This is a genomic window from Flavobacterium arsenatis, from assembly GCF_031456785.1.
Lineage (GTDB): Bacteria > Bacteroidota > Bacteroidia > Flavobacteriales > Flavobacteriaceae > Flavobacterium > Flavobacterium arsenatis.
In genome coordinates this window covers 74273-92897 of record NZ_JAVDVI010000008.1, presented here as the reverse complement: position 1 = coordinate 92897, position 18625 = coordinate 74273, and the positions used below count along the sequence as shown (strand labels likewise).

The following is an 18625-nucleotide window of genomic DNA, read 5'->3' as shown; positions in this document are numbered from 1 at the left end:
GTACTGCAAAAATTTAAACACACAAAACAATATAATATGAGTTCATTTGACGTAGTCGTTATCGGTTCAGGACCAGGTGGATATGTAGCAGCAATCCGTTGTGCACAATTAGGTTTCAATACCGCAATCATAGAAAAATATCCAACCCTTGGCGGAACTTGCCTTAATGTGGGTTGTATTCCATCAAAAGCATTACTAGATTCTTCACACCATTATCACGATGCCATTTCCCATTTTAAGGAACACGGAATTGAAATTTCAGGCGAAATCAAATTCTCAATCGAGCAAATGATTGCCAGAAAAGCTTCGGTTGTGGACCAAAACGTTTCAGGCATTAAATATTTAATGGACAAAAATAAAATCACGGTTTTTGAAGGTGTTGGTTCATTCGAAGATGCAACTCACGTAAAAGTTACCAAAGCCGACGGTTCTTCTGAAACACTTGAAGCAAAAAACACCATAATTGCAACAGGTTCAAAACCATCTTCTTTGCCATTTATCAAAATTGATAAAGAAAAAATCATCACTTCAACAGAAGCATTAAACTTAAAAGAAGTTCCGAAACACCTTATCGTTATTGGTGGTGGCGTTATCGGATTAGAGTTAGGACAAGTCTATCTTCGTCTTGGTGCTCAAGTTTCTGTAGTAGAATATTTAGACAGAATCATTCCAGGGATGGATGCTGGTCTGTCTAAAGAATTGACAAAAGTCTTGAAGAAACAAGGAATGAAATTCTACACTTCGCACAAAGTGAAATCAGTAGAAAGAAATGGAAGCGATGTTCAAGTTCAGGCCGAAAATGCAAAAGGCGAAACCATCACGCTTGATGGCGATTATGCTCTAGTTTCTGTAGGTCGTCGTCCTTATACTGACGGTTTGAATGCCGACAAAGCGGGTGTGAAAATCACCGAAAGAGGTCAAATTGAAGTAAACGATCATTTGCAAACATCCGTTTCAAACATCTATGCCATCGGAGACGTTGTCAAAGGTGCAATGTTGGCCCACAAAGCCGAAGAAGAAGGGGTTTTCGTTGCCGAAACAATCGCTGGACAAAAACCACATATTGATTATAACTTGATTCCAGGAGTAGTTTACACTTGGCCAGAAGTTGCCGCTGTTGGTAAAACAGAAGAGCAGTTGAAAGAAGCAGGAGTGGAGTACAAAGCCGGAAGTTTCCCTTTCAAAGCCTTGGGACGTTCCCGTGCAAGTGGCGATACAGACGGTTTCGTGAAAATCCTTGCCGACAAGAAAACAGACGAAGTTCTAGGAATCCACATGATTGGTGCCCGAACTGCCGATTTAATTGCCGAAGCAGTTGTAGCAATGGAGTTCAAAGCCTCAGCCGAAGACATTTCAAGAATGAGTCATGCACATCCAACTTATGCGGAAGCTGTAAAAGAAGCCGCACTTGCCGCAACTGAAAATAGACCTTTGCACATGTAATCCTATCTCCTGCAAGGTTTTCAAAACCTTGTAGGTATAAAAAAACTAAACCCGTTTCCAAAAGAAGCGGGTTTTTTATTAGGAGCGAATCGGTAGGGAATAAAATAATCCTTGTTCCCGCCTTCCTTCCTCTCGTCCAAAAGACGAGATCCCTCCAGTCGGGGCTCTAGATGGAAACTTTCCGCATCTTCGGAACCTTTTCCCTAGATTGCCTTGGAAATTTGTTTCTTCAAATATTTTTTATAAACGATATAGCCAATAAATCCAAGTAAAATCAACGACCAAAGTTGTACAATAAAACCAATTATACCTTCCAAAATATACCAACCCGTTTTCAATCCATCCACAATCTGAATCCCAATATGTGGTCGAAAAGCACTGATGTCTGCATTGTTCACCACCATTTCCTGTTTTGTAGTTTCAGGCTGATAAATGTATAATGAAATCGTACTGAAATTAACCTTGTCATTCAAAGCAAGATTTTCCAATTTTCTGTTGTCGTTAATTTCTTTCTGATTGTTTAAATTTTCTTCCGAAGGATTGATTTCTTTAAGCTTTCTGCCTTTTTCATCAATCGCTTTTTCTAATCTGTTCTCGTAATTCTTGCTTCTGTTTTGGGCTAACTGATTGCTCAACATTTGCAAGGAAACATCATCAGCCTTAATCACACGATAATCCAGAAAATCGATTTGCTGGGCAATCGTTTTGATAACCGTATCCAATTGAGTGTTTGGAACACGAATCGTAATATTGTTTTCAACTTTATATCGTGTAGTTTCCAAAATACTGTCCTGACTGATTTTGGTATCAAACTTTTCAGAAACACTACTTTGCAAATTGGTATACGTTACAAAACCACCAAATTTTGTAGTAGCATTTTCAATAGCATAAGTAGATTGTGCTACATTTTTTACCTTGAATTTAGCATCAGCTGTCCGAACAAATTTTCGTTCACTGTTCTTATTTTCTATTGCTGCAGAAGATGAAACTATGTCGGCTTCTTTAGCATTTTCAGTCATTTCCATTGAAGCTTCTTCAGTTTCAGAGTAGTTTTTACACGAAAGTGCAAAGGCAAAAAGGAGTAGGGCAATTCCAACTTTTGGAACTGAAATCAATTCATTTCTAGAATCAATTTTTTTCAAAGCATTTTTCATAAAAAATCATATTAAAGGGTTACTATTAATTTTAATTACAGTTTTAAATACGGAAAGTTGTAGTGTAATTTTCAATCAATAGCGCTATGTATTTTTTAGATTATTTTAACATTTAAAACAATACTAAAAACTGTGCCAGAAATTTTATGAGAAATAAAAGTAGTGTATTTTTAAACTACTCAAGGTTTGTATTTTTTCACCTTGAATCTTTTGGAATAAAATATTTTGCCTTTGTCGTCTATTATGATTCCCTGAAGATGCGGGTTTTTTTTCAAGAGTTTCAATCCGGCTTTCTTACCCAAAACCATAATTGCCGTAGAAAATCCATTTGCAGTTTCGGCACTATCGGCAAAAACAGTAACGCTTGAAACTCCGGAAGAAGGATAGCCCGTTCTAGGATCTATGATGTGTGAATAGCGTTTGCCGTCAAGCATGATGTATTTTTCATAATTTCCAGAAGTGACCACGGCTGTTCCAGAAAGTTCAAACAAGGCAAACAAATCATCTTCCTTCATTGGGTTTGTGATTCCGATAATCCAATTACTTCCATCGGGGTGTTTTCCCCAAGTGTTCAAATCGCCCGAAGCATTAATTATTCCTGCTTCAACACCTTTCGAAATCATCAATTCCTTGGTTTTATCGGCTGCATAACCTTTTCCGGTTGCTCCAAAACCAATTTTCATTCCCGGAAGTTTCAGGAAAACAGTTGATTCTTCTTCATTGATGATTATGTTCTGATAACCAATTTTTTTTACGGATTCAGAAACAACTTCTGCAGAAGGAATTGCAGTCATCGAACCATCAAATTTCCAGATTCTATCTGCCGCAGCAAAACTAATATCAAAAGCTCCTTTGGTTAGTTCGGAAAAATGTATGGCTCTTTTCGTAAGTTCCAAAAGTTCTTTATCGACCTTCACGGGTTTGATACCTGCATATTTATTGATTTGTGAAACCTGACTTTCTGGAATCCAATCGGAAATTAAATTTTCTATTCGGCTGATTTCAATAACGGAAGAATCGATATAGGCATTTGCTGTAGCTTCATCTTTTGCAACAATAGTAATATCAAACCGTGATCCCATCAAAGTTACAGCTCTGTTTTTTGCAATTTGTGAATAGGCAAAAGCTATATTCAAAAAAAATAAGCAGAAGATAATTTTTTTCATAGATTAAAGTTAGGGCAAAAATAGAGTTTATTCTTTAGTTCTCATTTCATCCCTTCTTTGAAATTTAAATGGCTTTATGAATAATTTAACGTCTTAGTTCCAATTTGGGAGCGATATAATCGATGAATAATTTTTTATTTAGAATCATTCTTATTAGTTTTGCCGTAAGAAAATAATGCTAACAAAAGCCTGTCATTATTTTTTCTAAACCTAATCAATCCATTTAAAATGAAACAACTTTTTATTGTTGCCGTCACTATGCTGAGTTTTTCGGTTCATTCTCAAGAAAACACTTTACTAGATCGCTCTTTTTGGAAAAAAAATCCAAATATTCAAGCCGTTGAAGCCGAAATCAAAAAGGGAAATAATCCTTCCGAACTCAACAGCAATGCCTTTGACCCTGTAGTTTTAGCAATAAACGAACAAGCTTCTAATGAGGTAATAAAATTTTTATTGGATCAAAAAGGAAATGATGTGAACAAATTGACGCACGACGGACGAACCTATATTTTCTGGGCTGCCTTTCGTGGAAATGTTGAAATATTGGATCAATTGCTTAGAAGTGGAGCTAAAACCAATATTTTAGACGACAAAGGATCTTCGGCTTTAAATTTTGCTGCTTCCTCTGGTCAGGAAAATACTAAAGTATATGATTTGTTGATAGCGAACGGAATTGATCCTAAAAAGGATTCGGATAATAAAGGTGCAAATGCATTGCTTTTGGTTGCTCCACACGATAAGGATTTTAAGTTGATCAATTATTTTGTTGATAAAGGTTTGGACATAAAAAGTACAGACAAAGACGGTAACACGGCTTTTAATTATGCTTCAAGAACGGGAAACATTGCAACTTTGAAAGCCTTGATCGGAAAAGGAGTGAAATATAACGATAATGCAATGCTAATGGCCAGTCAAGGAGGAAGAGGAACTGCTAATACGCTAGAAGTGTATCAATATCTGGAGAGCTTGAAATTGAAACCAACCGTTATCGGTAAAAATGGAGAAAATGCTTTGCATTACATTGTTCGAAAAGAAAAGCAGAAAGCTATTATCGAATATTTTTTATCGAAAGGTGTCGATATCAATAAAGAAGACAATGAAGGAAACACTCCTTTTTTGAATGCAGCAGGTTCGAATCATGAAATTAATGTGGTAGAAATGCTTTCATCTAAAGTAAAAGACATCAATCATAAAAATAAAAAAGGAGTTACAGCATTGGCTTTTGCCATAAAAAGCAATACACCCGAAGTTGTAAGATTACTTCAAGAAAAAGGAGCCGACAGTAAAGTTGTAGATAACAATGGTGACAATCTAATCGTGTATTTGATGGATTCCTATAATCCAAGAAAGAGAGAAGATTTTGAATTAAAGACAAAAATCTTGAGGGAACAAGGTTTGGATTTTGCAGCTCCACAAAAAAATGGAACTACGGTTTATCACTTGGCTTTGGCCAAAAATGACTTGGAGTTGATAAAGATTTCCGAAGAATTCAAAGCGGATGTCAACCACAAGAGCAAAGACGGAATCACGCCTTTACAACAAGCCGCCTTGACTGCTAAAGACGACGCCATCCTAAAATATCTTTTATCAATTGGAGCAAAAAAAGACACAACAACAGAATTTGGAGAAACGGCCTATGATTTGGCTTCCGAAAACGAAATGTTGACCAAAAACAAAGTATCAATCGATTTTTTAAAATAAGCCATGAATAACATCTTTAAAATTTGCCTTTTGTTGGCAGTCACGTTGACTTCTTTTAACTCTTTTGCACAAAAAAATGGAGTTACAAAATATAAATGTATGGTCCAAATGACCAATTATCCTGGCGAAGGAGCCTATATTGTGGTTTCGTTGATTGATCCGAAAGGAGCTTATGAGAAAACACTTTACATGATGGGACCAGACAAACAATGGTATAAAGATTTGAAGGAATGGAACAAATTCCAAACCAAAAAACCAGTGAACATCAGCGCTATTTCAGGTGCATCAGTTTCAGGTGGCGATAGAAGTATGACGGTTATGGAAATAGAAAATTCTAAAATCAATGCAGGTTACAGCTTGCGTTTTGAATCGGCTGTTGAAAATCAGCAGTATCATGTAAAGGATCTTCAATTTGAACTTACGACCGAAAATTTAGCCAAAAAGAACGAAGGAACGGGTTACATCCGATATGTGCGTTTGAACGCTAACTAAAAGCAAGAAGAATGACAATTTCAATCTGGAGGTATAGCCATTTAGCTTTGGCTATATCTTCTTTTCTTTTTATAGCATTGGCTTCCATCACTGGGATTATCTTGGCTTTTGAGCCGGTTTCCCAAAAGATTCAGCCTTATCAAACAGAAGGTTTTAGCGAAATGAATGTTGCTGAAACCATCGAAAATTTTCGTTCAAACTATGATGAAGTTTTCGATATTGCTGTAGATGACAATCAGTTTGTAGTTTTGAATGCGATTGACCAGGAAGGAAATGATGTGTCGGTTTATGCAAATCCCAAAACAGGAAAAAAAATAGCAGAAGTAGGAGAGAAGAACGAGTTTTTTCAATGGGTAACCAATTTGCATCGATCACTTTTCTTGAAAGAAACAGGTCGTTTTATTATCGGATTGGTTTCTTTTTTACTGCTTTTGATTGCCGTTTCAGGAACCGTTTTGGTCATTCAAAGACAACGTGGCATCAAACGTTTTTTTACCAAAATTATAAAGGAAAATTTTTTCCAGTATTATCATGTGGTTTTGGGAAGATGGACACTTATTCCGATTATAATTATAGCCTTGACAGGAACTTATTTGTCACTTGTGAAGTTCAATATTTTTCCAGAACAAAAGATTTCGCACAATATTGATTTCGATAAAATTACATCTGAACCGAAAAAGGAAATTGCTGATTTTAAAGTTTTTCAAGATATTCCTTTATCTGATGTAAGAAAAATTGAATTCCCTTTTTCAGATGATCCAGAAGATTATTTCACGCTTCAATTAACGGATCGTGAAATGGTAGTGAATCAATTTACAGGTGAAATTTTAAGTGAAATAAATCATTCTAAAACTAATATTTTCAACAGTTTAAGTCTTGATTTACATACGGGAAGAGCTAGTGCCCTTTGGTCGATAATTTTAGCAATTGCCTGTGTGAACATTCTGTTTTTTATCTATTCTGGCTTTGCCATTACGCTAAAGCGGATGAAAAATAAATTGAGAAATAAGTATAAAAAAGACGATTGCAAGTTTATTATTTTGGTAGGTTCGGAAAACGGAACAACAATTCGTTATGCAAATGCCGTTCACAATGAACTATTGAAAAATGGTGAGAAATCATTTATTGCTGAATTAAATAATTGCACCATTTATCCAAAAGCCGAACATTTAATTGTGATGACGGCGACTTATGGTTTGGGAGATGCTCCAACAAATGCAACAAAGTTTCTTCAAAAAATAAAAGAAAATCAACAACCTAATTCAGTTCATTTTTCCGTTCTCGGATTTGGTTCGAAAGCCTATCCCGATTTTTGCCAATTTGCTTTTGAAGTTCATAATGCTTTATTGCAGGAAAGTTGGGCCGAACCTTTGCTGGAAATTCATACAGTAGATGATAAATCGCCAGATGATTTTGAAAAATGGACGTCACTTTGGTCACAAAAAACAGCTATTCCATTCGACATTTCGCCAAAACTTTTGAATCTAAAACCAAAGCGAACCCAACAGCTCGTGGTTACCGAAAGAACAGAAATCGCACATGTTGATGGATCTTTTTTAATCCGATTAAAATTCAAGAAAAAAGCAAAATTTACTTCGGGTGATTTGTTGGCGATCTATCCTGCAAACGATCATCGCGAACGATTATATTCAATTGGAAAGGTAAATAATGAAGTTCAATTGAGTGTGAAATTGCACCAAAACGGACTAGGTTCCAGTTTTCTCTACCAACTAAATCCGGGTGACAACATTGAAGCATATTTGAGTAGCAACAAGCATTTTCATTTTCCGAAGAAATCAAAATCGGTTGTAATGATTTCCAACGGAACCGGAATCGCTCCGTTTTTAGGGATGATTGACGAAAATCGAAATAAAATAAAAACCTATTTGTATTGCGGTTTCCGTGATCAATCTTCTTATGAATTATACAAAAATGATTTAGAAAAAGGTTTATCAGAAGAAAAACTTACCCAATTAAATCTGGCTTATTCCCGTCAAGGCGAAAAACAATATGTCAAGGATTTGGTTCTTCGAGATGCCAATCTGATGGCTGAAACTTTGCAAAATGGCGGTGTCATCATGATTTGTGGTTCCTTGGCTATGCAACAAATGGTTGTTGCCAATCTGGAAGCCATTTGCCTTGAGCGAAAAATGGAAACGATTGGTTTTTATCAATCAAGAAATCAATTGCTGACGGATTGTTATTGATAAAAAAATCAACACGAATTATATGAATTTCCACCAATTAAGTAGTAAAAATTCGTGCAATTCGTGTTGAATAACAATCTAATTTAGTATTAAATAGGAGTAATTTATAAACTATAATTCAAGTTAACCGCCAATCGATAATTAGCTTCAACGCGACCTCCAGTAAGATTCTGATTGATGGGAAGCATTGCATTTACTCCAGCAGAGAATTTTTTGTAACCCACTTCAACTCCAATTTTACTGAAAAAAATATCGCCTTTTGTTAACGGAACATCTTCCTTGTGGTCTTGATTGGCGGTGTACGTTTCTCCAGCAATTCCAATCTGTGGAACAATCATAACTTTTTGAATTCCAGTCGTATAAAATAGTGTACTTCCATAATTGAACTGGTCGCCAAATTTATAATTCTTGTCGTTTTCAGTCTTGAAAATATAATTTAATGTCGTGTTGAGGCCTAATTTATTTCTTCGAATGATATACTCTGAAGCAACCGAATAATCCCAACTTCCGGTTCCAACCTGAAAACTCGGATTGATACTTCCATTATTGGCACTGTCGTATTTTCCCGTTGGAGCTTTCACGCCACCACCAACGAGAATTTTATGTCCAAATTTTGCGGTACTGTCAATTTTTGATTCAAATACATTATAAAAAGCCATCACAGTGATGTCGCCAATTCCGTCGGTATTTTGATTACCATCAGTTTTGATTCTTCGATGGAAATGATAGGGAAGAAGTGCGGTAATTTCGATTTTTTCAGATACAGGAATTCTTCCCCAGATTTGAGCCGTATTGAAGTTTTCGTCTATCCAAGGTGAATTATTAAAAACGCCATCACGACTTCTATAGCTTTGATGAAAATAACGAATCCCAATAAAATTGTCGTTCAACATCGAGCTGAAGCCCATACTTCCGCCATTTGCAGAACATCCACAAGCATCACAATCATCAAAAAGAGTAAAAGGATTTGCCTTAAAAAACGGATTTGGAAATGGCTTTGGTTCATTTGCAAAAGCATTTTGAACCAAAAATAGAATCATTACAACTAGTATTTTTTTCATTTTAAATCAGGTTTGATGATAAAATTCAGGATTGGAAATGAATTTTTCATCGGTTAATGTTTTCAGGAACGCGATAATGGCTTCCTTTTCTTCTTGCGAAAGCGGAATTCCTAATGCGGAATGTTGTTGCATCAAAGGGTCTAAATTTTGGGTATTTTGAACGCCATTGGAATAAAAATTCAAAACCGATTGCAACGAACCAAAACGGCCATCGTGCATGTAAGGTGCTGTAAGTGCTACGTTTCGCAAACTCGGAACTTTAAATTTGTAACGGTCATTTGGAAAACCTGTAACGGTTTCTCTACCTAAATCATTCAAATTCGGATTCGGAGGCAAGCCATTATTTCGAAAGGAATTATCAGTAAAAATATCCGTTGCATGACACGATGCACAATTGTTTTGGAACAAGCTCAATCCTTGCAATTCTTGGGTATTCAAATCGCCACCCATTTCATTTCGGACATATTTATCATATCTTGAATCAGCAGAAATCATAACTGTCATAAATTGAGCTAAAGCTTTAAGAATGTTAGCCGAGCTAATTTGTTTATTTTCAAATGCACCACCAAATAAACGAACATATTCTGCATCCTGTTTAAGCTTTTCAGCAATTCCAGGAAGCGTTTCGTCCATTTCTATTGGATTATGAATAGGAACTATTGAAAGCATCTCGATACTATTGGAAGCTCCGTCATAAAAATAGTCACTCTGAAAGGCCATATTCTGAATTGCTGGAGCATTCCGATTGCCAATCTGGTTGTTTATTCCATGGCTGAAATCGTGTCCGTGATGCGTGAAAGCCGACGATTGTTCGTGGCAAAAAGCACAAGAAATCGTGTTGTCCTTTGATAAACGAGCATCATAAAACAATTTCTGCCCCAATGCTACACCGTATTTTGTTGGATAATTGTTGGCAATATCCTGTTGCAAATCCGGGAAATTGGAAGGTATTTCAAAATCGTAGGGACTGTTCTCTGGAATACTTGCATAATCTTCTTCATTGCTACAAGATGTCATCATCACAAGCAGACAAATCCAGGCAATGTGTTTTATTCTTTGAAAAAATAAAGTCATATTTTTAGATTGAATTATTTAAACCATTAAGATATTAAGAGAATTAAGGCTTAATGAAACTTAATACCTTAATGGTTTAAAAGTTATTAGTGATGGCTTCCTCCTCCATTATGAACATGATCCACCTTAAACATATTCAAGGTATTTGTTGCAATCTTAATCAAGTTTTCGCCACCCATAATACTTGCATTAGTTCCAGCGGTATTCAAGTTGTCGTGAAGGATAATTTTGTTGGTTCCATCAGCAATTACATTGGCATCAGCCACAAAATGAATGTTTGGCATTTCGTTAGTTCTCACTCTTGCTGTCGAAGGAAGATTCAAGGTAACTAGTCTGTAATTGTCAGTTGCAGAATTACTTCCTTGATGAATTTGGAAGTTTAAAGGTTCTTGATTGTTTGAAGAAGTAAATGTTCCTTCAAAGTTGATAAAACGGTAGCCTGTACTCCAAGTCCAAACCATATTGTTGGTAGAAGAGAGGTTCCAAAATTCTTGTTGGGCTGTTTCGCCTTCCAAATAACGTTGCTGATCCACTCCAATTCCGAATTTTATTTGCTTATAGTCTCCAGATGGAACATTTTCCAAATGCACTGTCAACGCCTCAGTTTCTTCACTGATAAGGAAATAGCTTTCGTTTTTTGGATAAGTAAATTCCGTTCCATCTTCTTTTATGAGAACAATATTGCTTACGATATAATTAAAGCGATTGATGGTCAAAGTTTCGCCATTTGAGTTAGTGTAAGAACTTCCCAAAATCAAGGCATCTCCGTTTACACCATTGTCGAAAAACAGTTCTACATCTCCAAAAGTTCCGTCAAGAGAACCATTATTTGTGGCATCGTCATCACTACAAGAAGTTAATAATCCAGTGAATGTTAGGAATAATGCCAAGTGTTTAAAATTTGTTTTCATTTTATTTTTAAGATTTGATAATTAAATTTTTTGGGTAACTTTTACTGTTCCTTTCGGAATTGTTCAGGTGTGATGCCAACCTGTTTTTTGAAGAAGGTGATAAAATAAGACGGACTTTCAAAACCCAATTCATCAGCAATTTCATTGATGGAAAGTGTGGTAAAACGAAGCTGTCTTTGCGATTCAATGCGGATGTGTTTTCGAATCAAATCTCCAGCAGTTCTGCCTGTTTCTTCCTTGCATAATTTATTGAGATGATTGGTTGTAATATTCAATTTATCAGCATAATAAGAAGGTAGTTTGTGTTTTGAATAATGTTTCTCAATTAGTTTTTTAAATTGATTTATCTTATCCAGTTTTACATCTGTTTTTCTCACAACATTTTCAGGCGAAAGCAATCGTTCCAACTCAAAAAGAATGATGTTGATGTAGGAACGAAGTATATTTATTCCTTCTTCCGAATGCAACAAATATTCTTGATGAATCAGTTTCAATAAGCTTTCAAATTTTTCAGATTGCGATTCAGACAGTTCCGAAATCACTCGGTTTTCTGTTTCCAAAAATCCAAAATGATTCAGGATATTATTGTTGTACCGCAAGGAAAAAAAGGTTTCCGAAAAGCAAATTACTTTTCCCCTAGCTTTTCCTCTAAAGTTGATTGTGTTGACACAACCTGGCTCAATGACAATGATTTTCGCTTGCTCAAGATAAACTATAGCATTGTCTATCTGGACAACGCCAATAGCATCATCCACAAATAGAATCGTATAGAAATCATTCTTATGAGGCATTTGCAGTTCTTGAAAAGTGGCTTGAAAATCTTCAAGATCACAAATCAAAAGGTGCTGAAAATCAGTATCAAATTGAGCCAGATTGCATACTTTTATTTTTGTATGCATTTGGAATTTGATTCATTAAATTTTAGAGGTTCTAAAAATAATTAGGCCAATTTGGGAGGATGGAAGATGGAAGTGGAAAGTTTCTTGATTAAGGTAAAATCAGGAAGAATCGCAGGTTTTGGATATTCCTGAAAAAAGACAGGCGTTTTTGTATAAGTATAATTAGCAATGTTGCAGAATAACTGAATTTCTTTGACTTTTAAATTGGGAAGTTTTTGTTCCTGTTTCTGGTTTTCCTTTAATTTTTCGTTCAGAAAACATTGTCCTTTACAAACCGGAATCTGGTCAAATCGGTTGATACAGATGTTTTCGGCAATATAATCTCGATTGGCATAAAACGAAATGATGATCCAGAAGTTGCACGTACTTTGGAATACGAACGTCAAAAGCACAATATGAATAAAGATTTTTTTCATCTAGGCTTTCAATTCTTTTAAAAGGATTTTGATGTCGGCAATCAATCGCTTGGTTTCGGTAGAGTTTGTTCCGTCATAAACGCCACGAATATGACCCTTATCATCAACCAGCAACAAGCCACCTCCGTGAACATATCCGCCAGGTTCGTTTGCATCGCTGTAAGCCGTTGTAAAATAGCTTTTTTCTGCAATTTCAAGGATATCTTCTTTTTTTCCGGTCACGAAATGCCAGTTTGAATTCAGGTTCATACTTTCTGCATAAAGTTTTAATTTTTCTACAGTATCGCGTTCAGGGTCAATGGTGTGGGAAAGAAAAGCAACTTTCGGATTACTATTGTAAACATCATAAACCGATTTCAGTTCTGATGTCATTTTCGGGCAAATCGTAGGGCAGGAGAGGAAGATAAAATCAGCAACATAGATTTTATTTTCAAATGTTTTATTGGTAACAATTGAATTATCCTGATTGGTAAATTTGAATGCACTGATCTTTGGGAAAATGCTGTCAGTGCCTTTCACGACAGGATTTCCCAAATAAGGAAGTCTTGTTTCTTTTTGAGAACAGCCAATAATACCCATAAACAAAAATACAATTGCCATTTTGCAAGTATGTTTTAAAGTATATGGAGCTGTTTTTTTCATTGAGGGATTTTCTTTTCAGAAAAGATTCAAATTTGATGCAAATATACTTAAAACAATAGCAATTTGGGTTTCGTTTTTAAGGTGTTGTATATCGATAATCAATTATAAAACGAAAAAAAACTCTTCAGTTTCCCGAAGAGTTTTGAAAATATAAAGAGCAATAGGTATTTATTTCAAATTCGCTTTGATAACAGCTGCAGCTTGCAAAATAGCCGTTTGAACAGCCGGTACATTTGCAATTGGGTTTAATAGGCCATAATCGTGAATCAATCCGTTGTATCTTGTTAGTGTTACAGGAACTCCGGCTTGTTCTAATTTTCTGGCGTAAGCTTCACCTTCGTCTCTCAACACATCATTTTCAGCAGTTTGAACGAGGGTTACAGGCAAACCTTTTAGTTGTTCCAATGAAGCTTGTAGGGGAGAAGCATAAATTTCTTTTCTTTTTGAAGTATCAGGCAAATAGCTGTCCCAGAACCATTTCATCATATTTTTAGATAGAAATCTTCCGTTTGCAAACAGGTTGTAGGATTCTGTCTCAAAATTTGCATCCGTAACAGGCCATAATAAAACTTGCAATTTGATTTTTGGTCTGTTTTTGTCTTTTGCCATCAAGGCTGTTATCGCTGCCATATTTCCACCAACGCTATTTCCCACTACGGCAAGGTTTTTTCCGTCAACACCAATTTCTTTTCCGTTTTTTGAAACCCATTCCGTAGTTGCATAAATTTCATTGATTGCTGTAGGATATTTTGCTTCTGGAGAAGGAGAATAATCCGGAAATACAGCTACAGCACCACTTTCTACAACCAAATCGCGAACCAATCTTCTATGAGTTGGGTAATCTCCCAAAACCCATCCGCCACCGTGAATAAAGATGAAAACTGGTGCATTTGCTTTAGCTCCTTTTGGTTTTGTGATATGAATTTTTACCGTATATCCGTTTTGAGAAATCGTGCGTTCTGATTCTTCAATTCCTGAATAATCTACTTCAACAGATTTTTGTGCTCCAACCAAAACCTGACGAGCATCTGCAGGACTTAGTTGTTCCAATGGTTTTCCATCGCCAGAATTCAATGCTTTTAAGAATGATTGAACAGAAGTGAATACTTGAGGATCGTTTTCTCCTTTGAAAGGTCTTTCTTGTGCCATGATAATTGTATTTAATGTTAGTATTAAAAATAGTGCTATTGATTTTATTGTTCTCATGATAAATATTTTTTAATGATTAATTTAAATGTGCTTCTAAAGTGATTTCGAGGTTATAAGCTTTACTTACTGGGCAGGTTTCTTTTGATTTTTGGGCAATTTCCAAGAATTGTTCTTCCGAAATTCCATCGATTTTAGCATTTAGGGTTAAGGCTGATTTTGTAATCACACCATTATCTAGTGTCACGACTGCCGTTGTTTCCAAAGCTTCTGGATTGAATCCGGCTGTTGTCAAGTCTAAACTTAATTTCATTGTAAAGCAACCTGCATGTGCAGCCGCCATTAGTTCTTCAGGATTGGTTCCTTTGCCTTCGTCAAATCGTGAAACGAATGAATAAGGAGTTTGATGTAAGGTTGCACTTTGAGTAGTTAGATTTCCTTTTCCTTCTTTGATTGTACCGTTCCAAACGGCTTTTGCTGATCTGTTCATACTGTTTATTTTTAATGATTAATTTTAACACTACAAAGTTGCGACAGTTATGCGTTCGAAAACAGGGTCAAAATTCCTAAAAGATTGTATATTTTTCCCTTGGAGGTATTTAAATTGATTTTTATATGATTTTGTAAGCTTGAAGCAAAAGTTTGAAGCAAAAAAAAGCCAGTCAAAAGGTTGACTGGCTAAAGTTTTAATTCGTACCACTGAATTTTTTCCTAAAACTCACCGGACTATCTCCTGTTTTTAGGGTAAACAGCCGATTGAAATAGGCAGGATCTTCATACCCTAATTGATAGGCGATTTCCTTTGAAGTTTTATTGGTATGGATAATAAGCCGTTTTGCTTCAAGGATAATTCGGTCTTTAATGATGTCGTTGGGTTGTGACAAGCCTAATTTTTTGAATTTATGGGTGATGGTTTTTGGTGCCAAATGCAGTAAATCGGCATAATCGGCTACGGTATGTTTTTCCTTGTAATGAATGTCAACCAATCTGCTGAAGTGGCGGAAGAATTCCATTTCGCTGTCTTGGGCAATCATTTCCAGGCCTAATTGTTGCTTTTTCCAGGCACGAGCAGCTCGTAATAATATTTGCTTCAAGCAAGTCCGAATCATTTCTTCTTCGGAAGCATCTTTTAAATCCAATTCTTCATCAATTTGTTGGAATAGGTTTTGGATCATTTGTTTATCCGATTCATTCAAAACCGTCATCGGCATATTGTAGATGTTGTTGAAAAGCAAGCCATCACAAGCCACTTCTTCGTCATGGATCTGGATACAATAGAAATCACGGTTGTAAAAGATGAAAAAGCCTTTCTCGTTTCCAGCTTTTTGAATTTGTAAAAACTGATTGGTATTTACAAAAAACAGACTATCTTGGGAAGTAGTATATTGATTGAAATCAATGGTTAGGGTATAACCTTTTGGGAGATAAAGAATTTTTATCAATGACTTGAATTGTGCCTCATTGTTTATTTTTGATACACTTTCTTCATCAACAGCAAGTAGGCCTAGTTTTTTATAATTTAATTCAAATACTTTTTGCAAGACCATATTGTAGGGATATATTGAATCGTAAAAGTAGTAAATTTAATGGATTTGAAAAATATTGATAACACTCCAAGAGTACTATGAGTACTATTCTATTTTTGATGAATGAAATGATATGAAATTTTAGGTTTTATTTTTGCTTGGGTTGGTTTTTGCATCCAAATTGTTTTTTGGAGGAATTAAAATCCTAAACTTAATTATATAACTTCTTTTGTGTTTAACTATTTTAAGGCAAGACAGTAGCAAATGGAAAGTGTATTTACAGTAGTTTATCACTCTGTGGAAGAAATAAATTTAAAGAAAAAAATACTAAATTTGTATTTTCCTATTTATTGTTATGCATCCACTACACCACTATATCAACCAATATGCTTCAGCCTTAATGACAGAGGAAGATTTTAAATTTCTCTTAAGTCATTTTGTTCCAAAAAGGATTAGAAAAAAACAATATCTTTTAGAAGAGGGTAAAATATGTGAATATACTGCCTTTATAGTTAAGGGTTCTATGCGTAAATATTTTGTCGATGAGAAGGGTGTTGAGCACATTGTTGATTTATATGTTGAGAATTGGTGGGCAGGTGATAGGGAGAGCTTTGTTCAATTCACACCAAGTAATTATAATATAGATGCATGGGAAAATTGTGAAGTTTTGCTCATATCAAGAGAAAACACATTGAAATTATGTGCTGAATGTCCTGCTTTTAATGATATGCTATTAAAACTTGATGAACGAAATAGTATTGCAACACAAAAAAGAATTACCTCTACTTTAAGCTCTTGTGTCGAAAAACGATATAATCACTTTGCAGAATACCATCCAGATTTTGTGCAACGTTTTCCACAGCATATCATTGCATCCTATCTTGGCGTTACTAAAGATACATTAAGTCGTGTTCGTAGCAAAGCAATTAAAAAATAAGCTTTACTAATCGACTTTATTTAGTAGACATTTGTCGTTATTTTTTTTAGCTATTTGTCTACATTTTCCCATTTCATTTTATAGTAGGTTTGCTTAAATAAGTTTACTTATAAATTATACAAAGAGCTTATATCCAAGCTCATTTTAGTAATTTATTTATAGAAAGATGGTATTACTATTTCCTCTATTATTTGCTAAAGTTTGTCGTTTATATGGATAAAACTTATAAATAGACTAAAAACAATTATTGAATTCCTTAAAATGCATCCACTTTTCCATTATATTAATCAATATACTTCGTCTATAATTCCCAAAGAAGATTTTAAAGTTTTATTGCGTCATTTTATTCTGAAAAAAATAAGGAAAAAGCAATATTTACTTCAAGAAGGAGAAATCTGTAAATATTTTGCTTTTATAGTAAAAGGGGCACTTCGTCAATATTACATAGATGAAAAAGGTATGGAGCGTGTTATCAATCTATATGTAGAAAATTGGTGGGCAGGTGATCATGAGAGTTTTGTCAGTTTGACTCCAAGTGCTTATAATATTGATGCTTGGGAAGACTGTGAAGTGCTTTTGATTTCAAGGGAAAGCATTTTGAAATTATGTGATGAATATCCTGCTTTTAATCAATTGATATTTAAACTCGGAGAGCGACATAATATTGCTACACAAAAAAGAATAGCTTCGATTAACTACACTGCTGAAAAACGTTATAAATGCTTTGTTGAAAATTTTTCATTCTTTGCTAATCGTTTTCCGCAACACATTATTGCTTCCTATCTTGGCATTACAAAAGACACTCTAAGTAGGGTGATTAAAAAGTGACCTTCGTTCTAATTTTCTAAAATAAACAAGAGAATAAAGAATTTGTACCTTTTCCCGTATTCTGGCACGTAATTAACTCTAACTACATTTAAAACTGTTGCGTGTTCTATCCTTACATTATTATTTGGTTTTGAATAAACCGATCTGTTGTTGTGGCAACAGCTATTTAAACTACCGATAAATAATAGACATTTGTCTACGTTTTATTTCGTCTTTTATCTACGTCAATTTTTTTCTTATTGCTGCAACTTTGTATTGTTAACTTAAATCAATAAAACAATGCAAAATTTTCCAAAAACAGGCCTTCAAGGTCTACTTCGTCCAGAGGACAGTATCGTAGTTCTAATTGATCACCAGCCTTATCAGATGGCCAATTTGAACAGCCACGAACCAACCATGATTATCAACAACACTGTAGGTCTTGCAAAGGCAGCAAAAGTTTTTAACGTGCCTACTATACTTACTACGGTAATTGAAGAACGTGGGGGTAAAATTTTTAAAAGTGTTCAAGAGGTGTTTCCTGAACAAAAACCAATCAATAGGACTTTCATCAATACGTGGGAAGATCCTAAAGTTACAGACATCGTCAAAGAAAGCGGTCGTAAGCAATTAATTTTGGCAGGTTTATGGACCGAAGTATGCGTTGCTATGCCTGCAATTCAAGCATTAGGTGAAGGCTATGAAGTCTTTGTTGTTACAGACGCATGTGGCAGTGTTAGTAAAGAAGCACATGACATGGCGGTACGTCGTATGGTACAAGTAGGTATAGTGCCAATCAATTGGATGGCAGTAGCTGCAGAATGGCAAAGAGATTGGGCCCGTATGGAAACAGCTACAAAATTATCTGAAGTTGTTTTAGACCATGGTGGTGGAAGTGCTATTGCTTTAGCTTGGGAACTACAACTATTGGCAACTTCCCCTGAAATACTGAATCAATAGTCATCTAGCAAGACTAAAAGCTGTTTTGATTATCCTAAAACAGCTTTTAGTTCTTTTTAATTTGTATCAAACTTAGGAACTAA

The 18625-nt window shown here is 35.2% G+C and carries 18 protein-coding genes; 7 read left to right on the top strand and 11 right to left on the bottom strand.

The window, feature by feature from the left end; genetic code table 11:
- The first annotated feature begins 36 nt into the window (after window positions 1–36).
- Complete coding sequence (gene lpdA, locus J2X31_RS10485; protein ID WP_310026578.1) at window positions 37–1443, top strand: dihydrolipoyl dehydrogenase; 1407 nt, start codon at window positions 37–39, stop codon at window positions 1441–1443.
- A gap of 203 nt (window positions 1444–1646) precedes the next feature.
- Here lpdA and J2X31_RS10480 read toward each other — a convergent pair whose 3' ends face one another.
- Both J2X31_RS10480 and J2X31_RS10475 read right to left on the bottom strand, forming a co-directional pair.
- Window positions 1647–2597: a DUF4349 domain-containing protein gene (locus tag J2X31_RS10480; RefSeq protein WP_310026577.1), complete on the bottom strand. Its 951-nt coding sequence runs from the start codon at window positions 2595–2597 to the stop codon at window positions 1647–1649.
- 179 nt (window positions 2598–2776) lie between these two features.
- Complete coding sequence (locus J2X31_RS10475) at window positions 2777–3763, bottom strand: FAD:protein FMN transferase (protein ID WP_310026576.1); 987 nt, start codon at window positions 3761–3763, stop codon at window positions 2777–2779.
- Between the two features lie 228 nt (window positions 3764–3991).
- On the opposite strand from J2X31_RS10475, the gene J2X31_RS10470 reads away from it, so the two are divergent.
- Genes J2X31_RS10470 through J2X31_RS10460 form a run of 3 tightly spaced genes read left to right on the top strand, consistent with a single transcriptional unit; the run spans window position 3992 to window position 8163 of the window.
- Complete coding sequence (locus J2X31_RS10470) at window positions 3992–5464, top strand: ankyrin repeat domain-containing protein (protein ID WP_310026575.1); 1473 nt, start codon at window positions 3992–3994, stop codon at window positions 5462–5464.
- A gap of 3 nt (window positions 5465–5467) precedes the next feature.
- Window positions 5468–5956 (top strand): DUF2271 domain-containing protein, encoded by a 489-nt coding sequence (locus J2X31_RS10465; protein ID WP_310026573.1) that lies wholly within the window; start codon window positions 5468–5470, stop codon window positions 5954–5956.
- 11 nt (window positions 5957–5967) lie between these two features.
- Window positions 5968–8163 (top strand): PepSY domain-containing protein, encoded by a 2196-nt coding sequence (locus tag J2X31_RS10460; protein ID WP_310026571.1) that lies wholly within the window; start codon window positions 5968–5970, stop codon window positions 8161–8163.
- 104 nt (window positions 8164–8267) lie between these two features.
- Here J2X31_RS10460 and J2X31_RS10455 read toward each other — a convergent pair whose 3' ends face one another.
- The 9 genes from J2X31_RS10455 to J2X31_RS10415 all read right to left on the bottom strand — a co-directional run bounded on the left by J2X31_RS10455 (window position 8268) and on the right by J2X31_RS10415 (window position 15859).
- On the bottom strand, window positions 8268–9224 hold the full coding sequence (locus J2X31_RS10455) for a transporter (RefSeq protein WP_310026570.1): 957 nt from the start codon (window positions 9222–9224) through the stop codon (window positions 8268–8270).
- 6 nt (window positions 9225–9230) lie between these two features.
- A complete protein-coding gene (locus J2X31_RS10450; protein WP_310026568.1) occupies window positions 9231–10298 on the bottom strand; it encodes a cytochrome-c peroxidase in 1068 nt (355 codons plus the stop codon).
- A gap of 86 nt (window positions 10299–10384) precedes the next feature.
- Window positions 10385–11209 (bottom strand): MbnP family protein, encoded by an 825-nt coding sequence (locus tag J2X31_RS10445; RefSeq protein ID WP_310026567.1) that lies wholly within the window; start codon window positions 11207–11209, stop codon window positions 10385–10387.
- A 41-nt stretch (window positions 11210–11250) separates the two neighbouring features.
- Complete coding sequence (locus J2X31_RS10440; RefSeq protein ID WP_310026566.1) at window positions 11251–12108, bottom strand: helix-turn-helix domain-containing protein; 858 nt, start codon at window positions 12106–12108, stop codon at window positions 11251–11253.
- A gap of 41 nt (window positions 12109–12149) precedes the next feature.
- A complete protein-coding gene (locus J2X31_RS10435; RefSeq protein ID WP_310026564.1) occupies window positions 12150–12524 on the bottom strand; it encodes a hypothetical protein in 375 nt (124 codons plus the stop codon).
- Window positions 12525–13124 carry an SCO family protein gene (locus tag J2X31_RS10430; protein WP_310026563.1) on the bottom strand — a complete coding sequence of 200 codons (600 nt, stop codon included), beginning with the start codon at window positions 13122–13124 and terminating at the stop codon, window positions 12525–12527. It lies immediately after the preceding gene.
- Between the two features lie 210 nt (window positions 13125–13334).
- Window positions 13335–14372 carry an alpha/beta hydrolase gene (locus J2X31_RS10425; protein WP_310026562.1) on the bottom strand — a complete coding sequence of 346 codons (1038 nt, stop codon included), beginning with the start codon at window positions 14370–14372 and terminating at the stop codon, window positions 13335–13337.
- A gap of 19 nt (window positions 14373–14391) precedes the next feature.
- Window positions 14392–14802, bottom strand: a complete 411-nt coding sequence (locus tag J2X31_RS10420) for an OsmC family protein (RefSeq protein WP_310026561.1) — start codon at window positions 14800–14802, stop codon at window positions 14392–14394.
- Window positions 14803–14998: 196 nt separating this feature from the next.
- Window positions 14999–15859, bottom strand: a complete 861-nt coding sequence (locus J2X31_RS10415; RefSeq protein ID WP_310026560.1) for a helix-turn-helix domain-containing protein — start codon at window positions 15857–15859, stop codon at window positions 14999–15001.
- 379 nt (window positions 15860–16238) lie between these two features.
- Here J2X31_RS10415 and J2X31_RS10410 point away from each other — a divergent pair, with 379 nt between their 5' ends.
- The 3 genes from J2X31_RS10410 (at window position 16239) to J2X31_RS10400 (ending at window position 18542) form a co-directional block, all read left to right on the top strand.
- Window positions 16239–16775 (top strand): Crp/Fnr family transcriptional regulator, encoded by a 537-nt coding sequence (locus J2X31_RS10410; protein ID WP_310026559.1) that lies wholly within the window; start codon window positions 16239–16241, stop codon window positions 16773–16775.
- Window positions 16776–17036: 261 nt separating this feature from the next.
- A complete protein-coding gene (locus tag J2X31_RS10405) occupies window positions 17037–17603 on the top strand; it encodes a Crp/Fnr family transcriptional regulator (protein ID WP_310026558.1) in 567 nt (188 codons plus the stop codon).
- Between the two features lie 279 nt (window positions 17604–17882).
- A complete protein-coding gene (locus J2X31_RS10400) occupies window positions 17883–18542 on the top strand; it encodes a hydrolase (RefSeq protein ID WP_310026557.1) in 660 nt (219 codons plus the stop codon).
- The last annotated feature ends 83 nt before the right edge of the window (window positions 18543–18625 follow it).